The sequence below is a fragment of the Pleomorphomonas oryzae DSM 16300 genome (assembly GCF_000422965.1).
GTDB classification, from domain to species: Bacteria; Pseudomonadota; Alphaproteobacteria; order Rhizobiales; family Pleomorphomonadaceae; genus Pleomorphomonas; species Pleomorphomonas oryzae.
Genome location: NZ_AUHB01000005.1, coordinates 335512 through 352256 on the forward strand (window position 1 = coordinate 335512; position 16745 = coordinate 352256).

Annotated in this window: 17 protein-coding genes; 6 read left to right on the plus strand and 11 right to left on the minus strand. The window is 62.3% G+C overall.

Annotated features, from left to right (window positions below):
• Positions 1-27: 27 nt before the first annotated feature.
• Complete coding sequence (locus G522_RS0111025; protein ID WP_026791090.1) at positions 28-1071, plus strand: ABC transporter ATP-binding protein; 1044 nt, start codon at positions 28-30, stop codon at positions 1069-1071.
• 10 nt (positions 1072-1081) lie between these two features.
• Here G522_RS0111025 and G522_RS0111030 read toward each other — a convergent pair whose 3' ends face one another.
• Positions 1082-2365, minus strand: a complete 1284-nt coding sequence (locus G522_RS0111030; RefSeq protein ID WP_084633126.1) for an ROK family protein — start codon at positions 2363-2365, stop codon at positions 1082-1084.
• Positions 2366-2409: 44 nt separating this feature from the next.
• Positions 2410-3276 (minus strand): sugar phosphate isomerase/epimerase family protein, encoded by an 867-nt coding sequence (locus G522_RS0111035; protein WP_036838879.1) that lies wholly within the window; start codon positions 3274-3276, stop codon positions 2410-2412.
• Positions 3277-3548: 272 nt separating this feature from the next.
• Here G522_RS0111035 and G522_RS0111040 point away from each other — a divergent pair, with 272 nt between their 5' ends.
• Positions 3549-4622, plus strand: a complete 1074-nt coding sequence (locus tag G522_RS0111040; RefSeq protein WP_036838881.1) for a Gfo/Idh/MocA family protein — start codon at positions 3549-3551, stop codon at positions 4620-4622.
• A gap of 36 nt (positions 4623-4658) precedes the next feature.
• On the opposite strand, the gene G522_RS0111045 is transcribed toward G522_RS0111040, so the two are convergent.
• Complete coding sequence (locus G522_RS0111045; protein WP_026791094.1) at positions 4659-5564, minus strand: LysR family transcriptional regulator; 906 nt, start codon at positions 5562-5564, stop codon at positions 4659-4661.
• A gap of 97 nt (positions 5565-5661) precedes the next feature.
• On the opposite strand from G522_RS0111045, the gene G522_RS0111050 reads away from it, so the two are divergent.
• Positions 5662-6492, plus strand: a complete 831-nt coding sequence (locus G522_RS0111050; RefSeq protein WP_026791095.1) for an SDR family oxidoreductase — start codon at positions 5662-5664, stop codon at positions 6490-6492.
• Between the two features lie 54 nt (positions 6493-6546).
• On the opposite strand, the gene G522_RS0111055 is transcribed toward G522_RS0111050, so the two are convergent.
• The 7 genes from G522_RS0111055 to G522_RS0111085 form a co-directional block, all read right to left on the minus strand.
• A complete protein-coding gene (locus G522_RS0111055) occupies positions 6547-7374 on the minus strand; it encodes a TolB family protein (RefSeq protein WP_026791096.1) in 828 nt (275 codons plus the stop codon).
• Positions 7375-7402: 28 nt separating this feature from the next.
• On the minus strand, positions 7403-8158 hold the full coding sequence (locus G522_RS0111060) for a sugar phosphate isomerase/epimerase family protein (RefSeq protein WP_026791097.1): 756 nt from the start codon (positions 8156-8158) through the stop codon (positions 7403-7405).
• Between the two features lie 42 nt (positions 8159-8200).
• Positions 8201-8680, minus strand: a complete 480-nt coding sequence (locus G522_RS0111065) for a VOC family protein (RefSeq protein WP_026791098.1) — start codon at positions 8678-8680, stop codon at positions 8201-8203.
• 76 nt (positions 8681-8756) lie between these two features.
• Positions 8757-10001, minus strand: a complete 1245-nt coding sequence (locus G522_RS0111070) for an ABC transporter substrate-binding protein (protein ID WP_036838883.1) — start codon at positions 9999-10001, stop codon at positions 8757-8759.
• Positions 10002-10023: 22 nt separating this feature from the next.
• Positions 10024-11109 (minus strand): ABC transporter ATP-binding protein, encoded by a 1086-nt coding sequence (locus G522_RS0111075; RefSeq protein ID WP_026791100.1) that lies wholly within the window; start codon positions 11107-11109, stop codon positions 10024-10026.
• 11 nt (positions 11110-11120) lie between these two features.
• Positions 11121-12032, minus strand: a complete 912-nt coding sequence (locus G522_RS0111080; protein WP_026791101.1) for a carbohydrate ABC transporter permease — start codon at positions 12030-12032, stop codon at positions 11121-11123.
• Positions 12029-12925 carry a carbohydrate ABC transporter permease gene (locus tag G522_RS0111085; protein WP_026791102.1) on the minus strand — a complete coding sequence of 299 codons (897 nt, stop codon included), beginning with the start codon at positions 12923-12925 and terminating at the stop codon, positions 12029-12031. Before G522_RS0111085 ends, G522_RS0111080 begins: the two co-directional genes overlap by 4 nt.
• Before the next feature lie 143 nt (positions 12926-13068).
• Here G522_RS0111085 and G522_RS0111090 point away from each other — a divergent pair, with 143 nt between their 5' ends.
• The 3 genes from G522_RS0111090 (at position 13069) to G522_RS0111100 (ending at position 15437) form a co-directional block, all read left to right on the plus strand.
• The gene (locus tag G522_RS0111090; RefSeq protein ID WP_036838885.1) at positions 13069-13890 is read left to right on the plus strand and encodes an aldo/keto reductase; all 822 of its coding nucleotides are present in this window, start codon (positions 13069-13071) and stop codon (positions 13888-13890) included.
• Positions 13891-13957: 67 nt separating this feature from the next.
• Positions 13958-14395 (plus strand): VOC family protein, encoded by a 438-nt coding sequence (locus tag G522_RS0111095; protein WP_026791104.1) that lies wholly within the window; start codon positions 13958-13960, stop codon positions 14393-14395.
• Between the two features lie 13 nt (positions 14396-14408).
• Entirely contained in the window at positions 14409-15437 is a 1029-nt protein-coding gene (locus G522_RS0111100; protein WP_026791105.1) for a LacI family DNA-binding transcriptional regulator, read from the plus strand.
• 27 nt (positions 15438-15464) lie between these two features.
• Here the strand turns inward: G522_RS0111100 and G522_RS0111105 are convergent, their stop codons facing one another.
• Positions 15465-16742, minus strand: coding sequence for a D-tagatose-bisphosphate aldolase, class II, non-catalytic subunit (locus tag G522_RS0111105; protein ID WP_026791106.1), 1278 nt, complete (start codon positions 16740-16742; stop codon positions 15465-15467).
• Positions 16743-16745: the final 3 nt, after the last annotated feature.

The window sequence follows — 16745 nt, forward strand, 5'->3', positions numbered from 1 at the left end:
GCGACCGGATCAAACGATAGGGTATCGATGTCAACGCTCGAGCTTGAAAACGTCAGCAAGCAGTTTGGCGCCGTGTCGGCGCTGGAGCCGCTTGCCCTCCGCATCGCCGATGGCGAGCTGGTCTGCCTGCTCGGTCCCTCCGGTTCCGGCAAGTCGACGCTGCTCAGGATTATCGGCGGCTTCGAAATGCCCAGCGGTGGCAAGGTGCTGATCGATGGCGCCGACGTTGCTCGCACGCCGCCGGAAAAGCGCCCCACCGCCATGGTGTTCCAGAGCCATGCGTTGTGGAGCCATATGACGGTGGAAGGGAACGTCGGTTTCGGCCTCAAGCTGCGCGGCATGAAGAAGCCGGACATCACCGCCAAGGTCGGCGCGGCGCTCAACATGGTCGGCCTCGGCGATTACGGCACGCGTCACCCCGCGCAACTGTCCGGCGGCCAGCGGCAGCGCGTGGCCATCGCCCGCTGTCTGGTGCTGGAACCGAAGATCCTTCTGATGGACGAGCCGTTCGCCAGTCTCGATCAGCATTTGCGCGACCGCCTGCGCGAGGAGGTCCGCCAAATCCAGAAAAAGCTCGGCATCACCACGGTCTTCGTGACGCATGGCCAGGATGAAGCACTGTCGATCGCTGACCGCATCGTGGTGATGAGCATGGGCCGGATCGAGCAGGTGGGAACTCCAGCCGAGATCTATACCCACCCGGAGACGCCCTTCGTTGCCGGCTTCATCGGCGACATGAACATGATGAAAGCGACCGTACAGAACGGCGCCGCGTCGACCGGTGGCATCCGGTTCGAGGCCCCCATAGCCGATGGCGAGGCCCTCATCGCAGTTCGGCCGGAGGACGTGACGCTGATACCGTCTCAGGACGGGGAGGGCGCGCGCGTCCGCCGCATCGTCAATTACGGCGCAGTGCTGAAGATCGAGGCGGAGGCCGCTGACGGCGCCGTTTGGAAGGTGCAGACACTCAAGGACGTCCCCGTGACCGAAGGCGCTTACTATCGTCCGGCCGTGTCGCGCCACATCATATTCCGCGACGATCGCGCCGTACACCGGGTCGATCCGTCCTGACGGTTGGGACCTATTGGCTGTCGCTGGAGCCGTCTTCGGACAGCAACTGCCGGAAGTAGAGGTGGCGGAAATTGTGGCTGATGTTGACGAAGATCGGCAGCATGGCCGCTCCGGTCACCGCCGCATCCTCGATCAGCTTGGCCGGCAACAGGCGCGGTAATGACCTGTCGTGTCGCGCCGCTGGAGTGGGGCGTAACGGATAGGCCCGGTCGACGAGACGCTCGACAAGGGTGCGCGGCAATGGCCCGCCGACGGCAATGAAGCCAGGGTCGTACATCACCTCGATGATGGCGGTGACGTCGCGCAGCACGTTGGCCGCATGGGCAAGCCAGTCCATCAGGCGGTGGTCACGCATGGCCAGCATCTGACCGACGAGCTGGTCGTTGAGGCTCGCCTCATCGACGCCGCAGGCGGCCGCCAGCCCTTCGAGCGACAACGGGCTTGGGCTTTGCTCGCCACCGTCGGCCGCACCATTCGACCACACGGGGTTGGCCGGAATGCCGGGTACCGGCAAAAGACCAATTTCGCCGGCATTGCCACCAGCACCCTTGAACGGGTAGCCGTCGATGATGATGCCCGCGCCGGAACCGTGACCAACGTAGTAGTAGACGAAATTGGCCTCGCCGGCGTCCGGCCGGTGGATACGCTCGCCGATGGCAGCCGCTGTGGCGTCGTTCTCGACCAGAACCGGAATACCGGTCAGCTGCTGCAACTCTTCGGCAAACGAAGCGTCCCGCCAGGCGTCCCAGTGCTGGATGGAAAAATCGAAGTCATACACATCGGAGCCGAAGGTCGGCAGAACGAGGCCGATCCCCCAGACCTTGTCGACGGGCCAATGGTTATCTTCGAGCAGACCAAGGATGGCTGCCGATAGCGCGCGGACTGCCGAAGCCGGGCTCTTGGTGTCGAGCCTGAGCGATAGGCGGCCGCGCTCCTGACGCTTGAGGTCGAAGGCAAGGATCGAGCAGTGGTTCTGATCGAGATGAACGCCGACCGACCAACCGGCTTCGGCATTGGCCTCCAGATAGATCTGTGGTTGGCCGCGCAAGCCGGACGAGCGCCCGGCTTCCACAATCAGCTCCTGCTCAAGAAGCTCGCGGGTGATCGACGAAATCGTCTGGGGCTTCAGGCCGACGATACCGGAAATCTCGACGCGGCTGATCGGGCCGCGCTGGAAGATGGTCTCGAACACCAGGCGACGATTATGGATGCGGGCATCCTCGATGCGGCTGCCCGCTATCAGGTCGTCTCCGTCTCGGCTCGCGCCGCCGTCCAGGCGATCCAGAATAGTCACGGCCCGTCCTTCGTCATGCGGTGATCGGCTCCGACGCCGTCGCCCTACAATCCAAGGCGGCGAAGGGCCTCGCGATTGCGTTTGGCGATCGGGAACGGCTTGTCGGGCGGACATGGATACATGTCCTGTTCATAGACCGCATAGCCATCAAAATGGCGCGACGCAAGGAAATCCCGGACTTCGGCGAAGTCGATGAGACCCTTGTCGAGTTCGCACATCACCCCCGACTGGAAGCCGGTGATGAAGTCGATGTTGTCGCGCCGGATACGCTCCAGAATGACCGGATCGACATTCTTGAAATGATAGTAAGGAATGCGGTCGGCATAGCGCTTCATGAAGGCGATGGCGTCGGCGCCGGTATAGGCATGATGGCCAAAATCGAAGCAGAGGCCGACGGTCTCGGCTGGCGTTTCTTCGAGCAAGCGGATGATTTCGCCTTCGGTCTCGACGCCCGATCCGACATGCGGATGAAACACCAGGGACAGGCCGTGCTCGCCGCTGACATAGGCGGCGGCTTCCTTGACGTTGGCGACCAGCGATTTCCAGTCGGACGAGGACAGCTCGCGGCTTTGGCCCTCGGGCGGAATGCCGGAGTCGTCCATCACCACCACCCACTCGGCGCCAACCGCTTTCAGGAGATTGCAGGTGTCGTGGAGGCGAGGCTTCAAGGTGTCCATGGCATCGCGCGGCGCCAGGAGATGGACGAGCGCGGAGCCGCAAACGTCGAGCCCCCGCTGGCCGAGTTCATCCGTCAAGCGGGCGGGGTCGGTTGGCAGATAGCCCCAGGGGCCGGTTTCGGTGGACGTGAATCCGGCATCGCGTACTTCGTCGAGGTAGCGGGTCCACGTGGTCTGACGTGGATCGTTCGCGTACCAGACGCCCCAGGCGTCCGGAGCCGTAGCCAGTTTCATGATTCACTCCGCGATGATATTAAATCCGTATCGACACCTTATTCTAGCTTTGGGCTTTGCGAAAGCGGGAAAGCCGCGCTCGTCGGATTTTTATACATTTTTGCCGACCGAGCAGCTTATTTCGGGGCGCTCCGCATTGTGAGCGGACAGGCGGTTTCCACTGCCATGGACCAGCGAAAGCCGGAGTGACCTCTTGATAAATCTATTTGACGTATTTATTCTCGCCGCCATGTTGGACACCTAGGACCGCTCGGGCGGGGAACGGAACAAAAATGCTCAAGCTTGGCCTCATCGGACTCGGCGAAGTTGCCCAGCTCATTCACCTGCCCATCCTGCAAAGACTCGGCGGGCTTTATCAGCTTGCCGGCGCTTTCGATCCATCGCCATCGGTCGCCGCGGCGATCACCAAACGCTGGAACATCGCGAAGACCTTCGACAGCGCCGAGGCGCTGATTGCCTCACCGGACATCGATGCTGTGCTGGTGCTGAGCCCCGATGCTTATCACGGCCGCCATGCTCGGGCAGCTCTTGCGGCTGGCAAGCACGTTCTGATCGAGAAACCTTGCTGTCTCGCGCCGGACGACCTCGCCGAGCTGGCCAAGGTGGCCGCTGCCCACACCGATCGCGTCGCCATGGTCGGTTACATGCGCCGTTTCGCGCCGGCATTCGTCGAAGCAAAGAAGCGGTTGCCGCCGCAAAGCGACATTACCTATGTTCGTGTGCGCGATGTGATCTGCGAGGGACCCTGGTATTTCCGCCAGACCGACGGCGTCGTCGTGCCACAGGGAGACATTCCTGAGGCGCTGCTGACCGAGGGGCGCGAGCTGCGCACTTCCATGCTCGACGCCGTGCTTGGAGCCGACGCTCCGACCGACATCAAGACCGCCTACACGGTGATGACCGGCCTGTCGTCGCACTCTCTGTCGGCTATGCGGGACCTCCTAGGCAGTCCCAAGCGCGTGATCGCGGCTGAAATCAAGCAAGGCGGCACCCAGATCACCGCCTTGTTCGATTACGGCAACTTCACTGCCATCTACGAGTGCATGATTGGCGACGTTGTCCGCTTCGAGGCCAGCTTCGAAATCAACACGCGCTGGAACCGAATCGCCTTCGAATACCCGACGCCCTATATCCGCAATCTGCCGATGACGCTGGAGCTGCAGCACTCGACCGACGATGACAACACCGTCACGCGCCTGGGTCCCTTCCACCGCGATCCATTTGAAGCCGAGCTGCGCGCCTTCCATTCCACCATCACCGAAGGCAGCTGGAACCGCACGCCGCCTGCGGAATCGATGGCGGATCTCCAGCTCTTCGCCGACATCATCAAGGCAGCTCGCCGGTAAGTCCGTCGTTTGCGAAAGCGAACCCGCGACAATCTCTCAGGGCACGAGCCGACGGTTGGTGTCCTTGAGCAGCTCGATAAACGCCCGGAGAGACGAGGGCGTATGTCGGTTGGCCGGGTAATAGAGCATCAGACCGGGCAGCGGCGGCGACCAGTCCGGCAGGACAATCGTTAGTTTTCCAGAATCCAGCGCCGGCCGTGCGATGGGTTCGGGAACATAGGCGATGCCGAGCCCGTCCGTGGCCGCCTGGACCATCAGGTCGCTGTCGTCCAGCGTCAGCGCGCCCGGCACATCGATGGTCATTTCCACACCGGATCGTACGAACTCCCAGCGATAGCGCTTGCCGCTCGGCAAACGCTGACGGATGCAAGCGTGCCGGTGCAGGTCGTCGGGCGTCGTCGGCGGCGTGTGTTCGCTCAAATAGTCGGGCGAGGCGACGGCAACGAACCGGACGGAGCCACCGACTGGAACAGCGATCATGTCTTGCGGAACCGCTTCGGCCAGCCTGACGCCGGCGTCGAACCCCTCCCGCACGATGTCGATGAGGCGGCCCTCGGAAACCAGATCGAGTTCCACCTGCGGATACTGCCGCAGGAACGGCGGAACGACGTGCGACAGCAGGAAGCACGCGGCACTCTTGTTGGCATTGATGCGCAACCTGCCGCTTGGCTCACCGGCGTCCGCCGCAAGCCCGTCGAGGGCCATGTCGAGATCCCAGAGAACGGGGTTGATGCGTTCCAGCAAGCGGGCGCCGACATCGGTGGGCGAGACGCTGCGTGTGGTACGGTGGAGCAGTCGAACACCCAGGTTTCTCTCCAGGCCAATCAAGGTATGGCTGAGCGTCGAGCGCGAGAGCCCCAATTCGTCGGCAGCCTTGCGAAAGCTGCGGTAGCGGACAATTGCCGCGAAGGCCTCGAGATCGCTCAGCGTCGGCTTGGTCATTGGTGTATTTTCCGCACATGGTTATCCAAGATTGGGTGACTAATACCACCAATCGCATGGGCCTATCTTGGTGTTCTCACCATGAAAGGAACATCAGATGAGCAAGACATGGTTCATCACCGGCGCATCGTCCGGTCTCGGCCTGGAGATGACAAGGCAGCTTCTGGCTCGTGGCGATAAGGTCGTGGGAACGGCCCGCCGTCTCGATGCGCTTGACAGCCTCAAGCAACAGCACGCCGACAAACTCACCGTCATGGCGCTCGAACTGACGGATATCCCAGGCATCCGCGCGATCGTTGACGAAGCGTTCCGGCGCATGGGCCGGATCGATGTTGTCGTTCAGAATGCCGGTTATGGTCTTGTCGGGGCAGGCGAGGAAGTGTCCGACGTCGAGATCGACAGGCAGATCGCGACAAATCTCGTCGGTTCCATCCAGGTCATCCGCGCCGTCCTGCCGCATCTGCGCCGGCAAGGCGGCGGGCGGATCCTGCAGGTCACCTCGGAAGGAGGGCAGGTCGCCTATCCCAATTTCAGCATCTATCACGCCAGTAAGTGGGGCGTCGAAGGCTTCATCGAATCCGTTGCCCAGGAGACAGCGCCGTTCGGCATCGACTTCATCATTGCCGAGCCAGGCGCGACCGAAACCGGCTTTGGCGCCAATCTTGTTCACGCAGCGCCGATGGCTGAGTACGAAAACACACCGGCCGGCGAGATTCGGCGGGCCATTACCGGTGGAAGCTTCGTGCTTAAGGGGGACGCGAAGCGAACGGCCAGCGCCATGATCGCAGCGGCCGACCAGACGGCGCCGCCCTTCCGGCTTGCGCTGGGTAGCACGGCGTATAGCTCGATCTCACACGCCCTGTCCCGGCGGCTGGCCGTGCTGGAAGCCCAGCGCACTATCGCCTTCTCCGCCGATCGGGATCGGTGAAGTTAGTGGTTGCCGGCGGCAGTGCGCCACCAGCAACCACCGGTTCGGCGCACTTTATTTGTTCTGTTCATAGCGCACGAACGCAAACGCAGAGGAGTCCGGCGCCCAGGACGGCACATTGATGGTGCCCTGGCCGCCATAGAGGGGCAGCAGCACCTCCGGCTTGCCTCCCTCGGCCGGAATCAGCCGAAGCTCGACATGTTGATCTCGCGGATGGCTCTTCACGCCGGGAAGATAGGCGAGATAGGCGACATAGCGGCCATCAGGCGAGGGATGTGGGAACCAGTTGACCCGTTCGTCATCGGTCATCTTCTGAAGATCGCTGCCGTCGGAACGGATGCGCCACAGGTCGACGGCGCCATTCTTCTCGCCATTGAACCAGATCCACGCTCCGTCAGGCGAATAGTCCGGGCCGTCGCAGTGGTCAAAGTCCGAGGTTACCGCAGTCTCGGCGCCGCCACCGACCGGGATCGTATAGACCTGGAAGGTACCGGTCCGGTTGGCGACATAGGCCAATGTGCGGCCGTCCGGCGACCAGCCATGCCAATAGGAGGGCGTCTTGTCGGTGACGGCGGTCGGCTGTCCACCGGTGATCGGCAGCGTGTAAATGCCGCTTGATCCCCGCTCCGTGGAGTCGGAGATGACCAAGAGCTTGCCATCGGGCGAGATGCCATGATCGTTGTTGCAATCACGGGCAAAGCCGGTGTCGATCTCGACCATGGCCGGCCGGGCGAGATCGACCCGATAGAGCCGGCCATCGCCATTGATCACCAGCGCCTTGCCGTCCTTCGTCCAGTTGGGCGCCTCGATCAGCCGTTCGGTCTTGAGAACGGTCTCCACCGTTCGGCTTTCAAGGTGGAAAATTGCCACTTCGCTCGCCATGATCTGTTTCCTCCGAAGTCTCGCTGCCTCAAAGACCGAGCGAGCGCATGTAGTTGATCGACCGTTCGGCAAACCGCTTCCAGTCGGCGGGATTGTCGTGCTCGGCCACGATGTGCTCGGCGGCGGTCAGGCGCATCAGCGGCACCAGCGCCGGCCAATCGATGATGCCGTCGCCGGTCGCTGTCCAACCGTCATCGTTCCTAGTTCCGAGCGGGGCGGTGTCCTTCATCTGGATGAAGGCGATGCGATCGGCATAGCGGGCGAGCTCGGCCGCCGGATTGGCACCGGCGCGGGTCACCCAGCCGCAATCGATCTCGAACAGCACCTCGTCGCTGCCCCCGAGGATATGTTCGATCGGTCGTGAGCCGTCCGGTAGGCTCACATATTCGAAGTTGTGGTTGTGCCAGACCACCTTGAGCCCGTGCGGGCGTGCCCGCTCGGCGCCGGTCGCCAGGGTTTCGCCAAGCCTTTTCCAGAAGTCGGATGTGTTGACCCGCTCCTCCTCGGGCACGAACGGCGGGATGAGGAAGCGCGCGCCGAGTGTCAGGGCGATATCGAAGAAGCGGTTGGGTTCGTCGATGAGGCCCGACAGCGGCATGTGAAAGCCGTGGCAGGCGAGGCCGGCGGCATCGAGGGCACGCCGAAAGCTTTTGGCGTCGGCCTCATAAGCGGGCAGCCACGGTTCAATCGCGTCATATCCGAGCGCCTTCAGAGTGGGAAACTGCGCCTCGAGCGGCGGAAAGTTCCGCGACGAGTAGAGCTGATAGGAAATCTGGTAGCGCACGACGATTCCTCCGGGCGCGGTCGGTTCTCTGCGTTTGAGAGCTTACGGCTGCGCTTCCTTGTCGTTGTCGAACTCGAGAAGCTCGACCAGCACGCCGAGATCCTCGACCGTGTCGTAATAGGCGTAACGGCCGTGGCTGCCGTCGAACTCACCGCGCTGCAGAAGCTTGTGGCCATGGCCTTCGAGGAAAGCGTGCCGCTTGGTGAGGTTTCTCGTCTTGAAGGCGATGTGGTGACAGCCGGGTCCCTTCTCCTCCAGAAGATCACGCCAGGCGCTCTTTTCCGGACCGGGCTGAAGGAACTCGACGTCGATATTGCCGAACGGGAACATGATGATGCGGCAGCCAACGGCGGCTGGCATGCCCATGTAGACGGCCTGCGCCTCCTCGGGATCGGCCGCCTTGCCTTCCGGCGGGACCGGCTTGCCGGTCAACTCGGAGAACCATTTTGCCGACGCCTCGACGTCGTGAGTGACGAAGCAGATCTGGAAGACGCGGTCTTCGTCGAGAAGTCTCTTGTCCATGTTGCCATTCTCATGCTGACCATATCCGGTCCGGCGGTCTCGGGCCGGATATGGATTTTGAATCAATTCGTTGTGGCTACTTGACGATCGTCGCGTAGTTGCTCTTCATGCTGGCGATCGCCTCGTCGACCGTCATCGACGGGGTACTCCAGAAGTTGAAGGCGACCTCCCAGATCGACGCCTGCCAATCCGGATCGACCATCGAGTGCGGGTTCTGTACCTGACGCGCCGGATCCTTCAGGACGTCGAGCACGCCCTGCGAGCAGATATCGAGCTTGTCGGTCGGCACGTCGGCTCGCACCGGGGTCGCGCCCTTGGCGGCGGCGAAATCGGCGTTCACGACCGGATCGACGACGACGGAGGCAAAGTCCAGCTCCGCCTTGTCCTTGGCTGCCGGTTGACCACCTAGCAGGCCCCAGCTGTCGACCGACACCACGACCGCCTTGGCGCCGGGAATCTGGGCGCAGCCGAAGTCCTTGCCGGCCTCCTTGCCGGCGGCGCGCCACTCACCCTTCATCCAGTCACCATGGATCTGCATCAGCGCCTGGCCGGAAATGACGGTGTTGGTAGTCATGTTCCAGTCGCGGTTGACCGATCCGGGGTCGGCGGCTTGCTGAAACTTACGCAGCCAGGTGAACACATCCTTCAGCACCGGCGCGTCAAGGGCCTCGGCTTTGGGCTTGGGTCCGTAGATCTCGGTGAAGTAATCGACGCCACCCAGCGTCGCGACGAGGGTATGGGTGAGATAGCCGATCTGCCACTGCTGCGCACCGACGGCGAGCGGGATGAAGCCGGCCGCTTTCACCTTGTCGAAATCGGCAAACATGGCGTCGAGCGAAGCCCATTTCTCGGGATCGACACCGGCCTTTGCGGCCACCTCCTTGTTATAATAGACCATGCCATCAATCTGGATGCCGAGCGGGATCTTGCGAACTTCGCCGTCAATGGTGATCACCTTTTTCACCACAGCCGGGAAATGATCCATCGCGCCAAGGTCCTTGAACAGGCCCGTCAGCGGGCGGCCAAGCCCCATCTTCTCAAGATCCATGTAGACCGCCGGATTGTTCTCCGAGAAAACATTGGGCGGATTGCCGCCGGTCACCAGATTCAGCAGCGTCACGTTGGAGCCGGTGTCGTGGGGAATGGTGATGTCGATCCATTTGATCCCCTTTTTCTCAGCGGCGGCCTTCAGCACGTTGAGCGCCTTGACCTCGGCCGGAGACGACCAGTCCTGGTAGATGACGAGGTCCTCAGCGAAGGCCGCACCAGACAACAGCGTGGCGGCGAGGGCGAGACCCAGGCGATAGCTATGCGGTTTCATCTCTTTCTCCTCCCTAGCAAACCTAGATGCGGCGCCCACTCCCGGCGTCGAACAGGTTGAGACGATCCTTTGGAAAGGTCACGGCGATCTTGTCGCCGGATTTGAGGCGAGAGGTCTCGGTCGGTGTGGCGCGCACGACGACCCGTCGATCGCCAAAGGCGAGGGACAGCATCGCATCCGAGCCGGTTCGTTCGATGTGGCGAATTTCGAGATCGAGACGGCAGGCCGGATCGACGTTTGCGACAAGCGAGAAGTGTTCGGGACGCAGGCCGACCACGAGCTCGGCGCCAGCGGGTGGCGTCGTGTCGAAGACATAGCCGGACATGTCGAGAAGGCTGCCGTCGGCAAGGCGCGCTCGACCGCCGGTCTCGACGGTGGCCGGCAGCAGGTTCATCGAAGGCGACCCAATGAAGCCCGCGACGAACAGATTGGCTGGCCGCTCGTAAACATCGTCGGGAGTACCGAACTGCTCGATTTTGCCACCGTTCATGATGGCGATCCGCGTCGCCATGGTCATTGCCTCAATCTGGTCGTGGGTGACGTAGACGACGGTGGGATTGAGCTCCTCGTGCAGTTTCTTGATCTCCAGACGCATTTCCGTACGGAGCTTGGCGTCTAGGTTGCTGAGTGGCTCGTCGAACAGCAGAACATCGGCGTGTTTGACCAGAGCGCGGCCGATGGCGACACGCTGGCGCTGACCGCCGGAGAGCTGGGCTGGCCGCCGATCCATCAAGGGCCCGATCTGCAGCATGTCGGCGGCCCAGGCGATCCGCTTGTCGATCTCCTCCTTGGGTAGCTTGCTGGCCGACAGGCCGAACCGGAGATTGCCGCGCACCGTCTTGGTCGGATAGAGCGCGTAGGACTGGAACACCATGGCAAGACGCCGGTCCTTGGGATCGAGGTCGGTGACGTCGCGCTCGCCGATCATGATGCGGCCTGAGGTGACGTCGGAAAGACCGGCGAGCAGGTTCAGAAGTGTTGTCTTGCCGCAGCCGGACGGGCCGAGTAGCACCAGAAAGTCGCCATCATCGACTGCGAGATTGAGGCCGTCGAGAACGGTGATGGCGCCGAACCTCTTGACGATATGTTCGAAGGAAACGCGGGGCATGGCTCTCCTCCTCAGCCTTTCACGGCGCCGGCCGCGATGCCCTGCACGAAGAATTTGCCGAGCACGAAGTAGATGACGAGCGGTGGGACCGCGGTCTGGAGCGCCGCGGCCATGTTGACGTTGTAGGAAACGGTGCCGGTGGTGACGGTGACCATGTTGGCAAGGTTGACCGTCATAGGCTGCGCCCCGAGGCCGCCGAAGGTGACGCCAATCAGATAGTCGTTCCAGATCGAGGTGATCTGCATAATCAGCACGACGATCAGGATGTTGCCGGACATCGGCAGGACGATCTCGAGGAAGATTCGCCAGAACGACCCGTTGTCCATGATCGCCGCCTTGATGATCTCCGGCGGTATGTCCTTGTAATAGTTCCGGAAGATGAGTGTCAGTACCGGCATGGCCAGCACGGTGTGAATGAAGGCGACCGCCCAGACCGAGCCATAGATGCCGAGTTTCACCGTGATGACGATCAGCGGATACATGATGATCTGGAACGGTACGAAGGCGCAGAGGAAGAGTAGAAACAGGAAGCCGCCGGCCCAGCGGACATTCCAGAGCGCCAGCGCGTAGCCGGTGACCGCCGAGATGGCGATCGAGGCGATCAGCGACGGAAACAGGATCTCCAGCGAGTTGACGAAGCCACGCTTCAATCCCTCGCAGGTGATGCCCGAACAGGCCTCATCCCAGGCATAGCGCCAGGCCTCGAAGGTCCAGACCTCGGGCAGCGAAAAGATGGCGCCGCCGCGGATCTGATCCATGGTCTTGAACGAGGTGGTCACCAGCACGTAAAGCGGGATCGAGAAGAACAGGGCTGCCATCGTGAGGAACACCAGAACCGCGATGCTGCGCCCTTTGATGCGCTTCTTCGGACGCGGGAACATGACCGCGCCCTCGGCCGAAGTGGAAGAGGTGAAGTCGGTCATCCGGCCACCCCCTTGCGCATGCGCTGTTGCCACACCGTCAGAAGAACCAGCGGCAGGAAGATCACGAGGGTAATGGCCAGCATCAGGGTCGCCGCTGCCGAGGCGAAGGCAAGATTGCCCTTTGCCGACATGGCGTTGATGGTGAAATAGGCCGGCAGCCAGGTGGATTGGCCGGGACCGCCATTGGTCATGGCGACAATGATGTCGTAGGCCTTGATCACCCCGAGCGACAGTAGGATGGCGCAGGTGAGGAAGGTGAACTTCATCATGGGAATGATGATTTCGAGATAGACGCGCCACAGTGGAACGCCGTCCAGCCTCGCGGCGCTCCAGATCTCGACATTGATCGCCTTGAGGCCGGCGAGCATCAGCGCCATGTAGAAGCCCGAGCTTTGCCAGACCGAGGCGAGGATGATGGCATACATGGCCGTCCGCCCGTCGGCGAGCCAGTTGAACGACACCCAGGTCATGCCCAGCGAATGAAAAAAGCTCTCGAGGCCGAGCGCGGGGTTGAAGATCCAGCGCCAGGCGACGCCGGTGACGATCAGCGAAATGGCCAGCGGATAGAGAAAGACAGTGCGGAAGAAGTCCTCGCCGCGCCGTTCGCGTTCGATCATCGCCGCGAGAATGAAGCCGAAGACGATGGCGAGTGCCGATCCGATGGCCAGTACGATCAGGTTGGAGAGCGAGATGCGCCAGCCGATGTCGGCGAAAAGCCGAGCATACTGCCGGAAGGGATTCGTCCAGTCGATTGTGTAGTCCGGCAACCGACGGCTCGACGTCAGCGACAACAGGATCGTCCAGCCGATCGAACCAATGAAGGCGATGGCGGTGATCGCAACGGCTGGCGTCAGGGCGAGCTGCGGCGTCAGCCGGCTCCAGCGGATGCCCATGGTTCCTCCCGAAGGCTTATTGTTGGCCGCGTCCTCTTGCGTCAGCCTTATATTAGCGCTAATACAAACCACATGAATCGTATTTCGTCAAGGTAGTTTCACTGACGGCCGGGAAAGGCCGCACGCCAAGGGGAGGGGAAGTGATGGCGGGCGAAGCGGAAAAGCGCATCCCCAGAATGGGTTATGGAACATGGGCGCGCCTTGACTCCGAGGGGGTCGAAGCCATGCTGGCCGCTTTGGAGGTCGGGTACCGGCATCTCGATACGGCCCAGAGTTATGGGACAGAGCCGATGGTCGGCGAGGCCTTGCGACGGTGCGGATTGCCGCGACAGGACGTATTCGTTACGACCAAGATCGACACGGCGAATTTCGGGCCGGGTAAATTGCTCCCCTCGCTCCGGCATAGCCTGGATCAGCTTGGCGTCGACACCGTCGACCTCACCTTGATCCACTGGCCGTCGCCCAATGGTGAGCTGGCGCTTCCTGTCTACCTCGATCAGCTCGTCGAGGCGCAAGACGCTGGTCTGACACGGTTGATTGGCGTTTCCAATTTTACCACCGCGCTACTCGATGAGGCGGAAAGACGCCTCGGTCCCGGTCGGATAGCAACCAACCAGATTGAGCTCAACCCGCTGTTCAAGAATAAGAAAGTCGCTGTGCAATGCCAGCGTCGGGACATTCTGGTCACCTGCTATCTGCCGATCGCTCACGGTCGGCTTGCTGGCAATCCGGTGCTTCAATCGATCGGCGCGCGATATGGCGCCACTGTCGAGCAGGTGGCTATCGCCTGGGAGCTGGCAAAGGGCTACGCGGCCATTCCCACCTCGTCGCGACGCGAGCGGATCGCCTCCAATTTCGCGGCGACGAAGCTGAGCCTTTCGCCTGACGATATCGCTGCCATCGATGCACTGGCCGACGGGCCGCGCTCCATTGCGCCCTCCTGGGGGCCAGAGTGGGATGCTTGAATGGCTTTCTGCCAGCATGAGCCATTTACGACCTTTGTATTAGCGCTACTACAATCAGGAGGAAGTCTTGGCAGGTATCAACGGTCTCGGACATCTGGCGCTCAAGGTTCAGAACCTCGATGCGTCGCTCACCTTCTATCGCGACAAGCTCGGGCTGAAGGAAATGACCCGTCTCCTCAATGACAAGGGCGAGGCGTGGATCGTCTATATCCGGATCACCGACACGTCGTTTCTTGAGCTATTTCCCTCAGGTCATCCGGGGCGGGCGGCCGACGAGGCAGCGGTGGGCGTCAATCACATCTGCTTCTCGGTCGAGGATATCGTGGCGACGGCAGCCCGCTTTGCCGCGGCCGGCGTATCGCTCACCTCGCCTATCAAGACCGGGCTTGACGGGAACCGTGGGGCGTGGATTGAAGATCCCGATGGCAACCGGATAGAACTGATGGAAATGGCGCCGAACTGCCTGCAATACAGGGCGATTTCCGCTCTGCCGGCCGATCGCTGAGAGGGAGGGCTTGATGGGAAAGCCGCTGGCGCGACTGAAAGATGTGGCGGAGAAGACGGGCTTTTCCATCAATACCGTATCGCTGGCTCTGCGCGACAGCCCGCGCATTCCGTCCGAAACCAAGGTGATCATCCGCGAGGCGGCGTCCGAGCTCAATTACCTGCCCAATTACGTCGCGAAATCGCTGGTCAATCAGGAGACCAAGTCGATCGGCCTGATCCTGACCGATCTCGAGAATCCGATCCTGACACACGTCGCCCAGGCGATTGAGAGCCATCTTGCCAAGGCGGGCTACACGACGCTGTTTGCCACCTCGAATAACAATCTCGAAGTCGAGACGCGGATGATCGAGACCTTTCGCTCCCGGCGAGCGGACGGCATGCTGATCTTCCCGACCAACCACAATCGCTTGGACCACATCCGAGCGCTGCGGCAGCGCAACTATCCGATCGTTCTGCTGGTCGGTTCCAGCGACTCCGGCATCGACGCGGTGTCGATGAACGAGCAGATGGGCGCCTACAAGGCGGTGAGCCATCTGATTGGCAATGGCCACAAGGCGATCGCTCTGATCGATCCGGCGCCGGCACTCGGCAACATTGAAAAGCGAGAGGGCTATTTGCAGGCGCATGCCGATGCCGGACTTGCCGCCCGGCCCGAGCTGGTCATCGACCCGAAAGGGCACTCGGCCGAAGCCGGTTACTGGGCGATGGCCAGCCTGATGTCCCGTGACGACAAGCCGACAGCGGTCTTCGCCTCCAACGACTCGCTGGCGCTCGGTGTGCTGCGCTTCTGCGCCCAGGCTGGCCTTCGCGTGCCCACTGATATCGCCATCGTCGGCTTCGACAATATCGAGTTTGCCGAATACGCGGTGACGCCGCTGACCACCGTCGACTACAACGCTTCGCGCGTGTCGCAGCTCGCCGTCGAACGGGTGATCGAACTGATCCGCCACCGCGACGAGCTGCCGCCGCCGCGCAACACCCAGGTGACGCCGGATCTCGTGGTGCGTGAGAGCTCTCTCGGCCTGAGGGACCGAGGCTGAGCGCTCCCGGTCCCGTATGGCCTGCCTTCAGAGGCAGGCTTTGAAATAGTCTTCGAGGACGAGGTCGACCATGGCGAGCGACAGGCCATGGACGGTGGGGGTGACGCGGCCGCGCCGGACGCCCTCGTAGACACCGCGAAGATACTGGCTGATCAGCGTCTCGGGTATCGGGGTGGTGCCGAACAGGGCGAGCAATTCCTCGGCCGCCTTGGCGATCTCCGGCTCCGGCCAGTAGTAGCGGATGCGGTCGGAATAGCTGAAGTGCCGTTGCAGCCGCTGCTCGTCGGGCGTGCCGAAGTAATACTTCGCCCAGTTGTCGGGATGGGCGAGCATCACCCGCTCGAAGGTGGCTTTGAGCGTCTCCTTGCGGCGACCGGCGTAGAGCACCTCGGCGATGTGGTCGAGGCCATAGAGCGCCTCGCGTAGTGCAAAGGTCAGGGCCGGGCCGACCTTCAGGATGGAGAAGCCGTTGTCGACCAGCGCCTTCAAGGCTTCCGGGGTCTGGTAGTCGGTGGAGTGCGCCTCGAACACGAAGCCCTTGAGATCGGACAGCACGGCGGAGAGGGAAGCGGCCTTGTCGGCATCGAAGGCGACGACGTTGTGATTGCCGAACTCGACGCCCGGCTGCACCACGGCACCGACCGCCCGCTCGAAGGCGGCGGCGATACCGGCCTTGGCGAACGCCTCGCGGTGGACGGCGATGGTGTCGCGTGCCGCCTGAGGCTTGGTGACTTCCAGTTCCTCGATCTCTTCCATGGCGCCACCGGGGATCGGCACCTCGGTGCCGACGATGTAGACCGGCTTGACGGTGGAGCTCTTAGTTGCCGCCTCGGCGACGGCGGCGAGCGAAGCGGCCCGCTCGGCAGTCAGCGCGTCAGTGAGCGCCACCGGTTCGCCGGCGCAGCCCATCGAGGTATCCAGGTGCAGCTTGGTGAAGCCGGCTCTGGCGAAGGCGTCGATCATCACCTTGGCCTTGGCCATGGCCTCGCTAGCGGGGAGCTTCTTCCACGGGTTGGGGCCGAGGTGGTCGCCACCGAGGATGACCTTCTCGAACGGGAAACCGACGCGCTTGGCGATCGCCTCGACGAAGTCGCGGAAGTCGCGCGGCGTCATGCCGGTATAGCCACCATCCTGGTTGACCTGGTTACAGGTGGCCTCGATCAGCACCGGCAGGCCGAGGCGGGCAGCGTGCAACATCGCCGCTTCGATCACCACCGGATGGGCCGAACAGATCGACGGAATGCCGCGCAGGCCGGAGGTGCGGAAGCGCCAGATGGAAATGTCGCTCAGCGGGTTCAAAGCCATGTC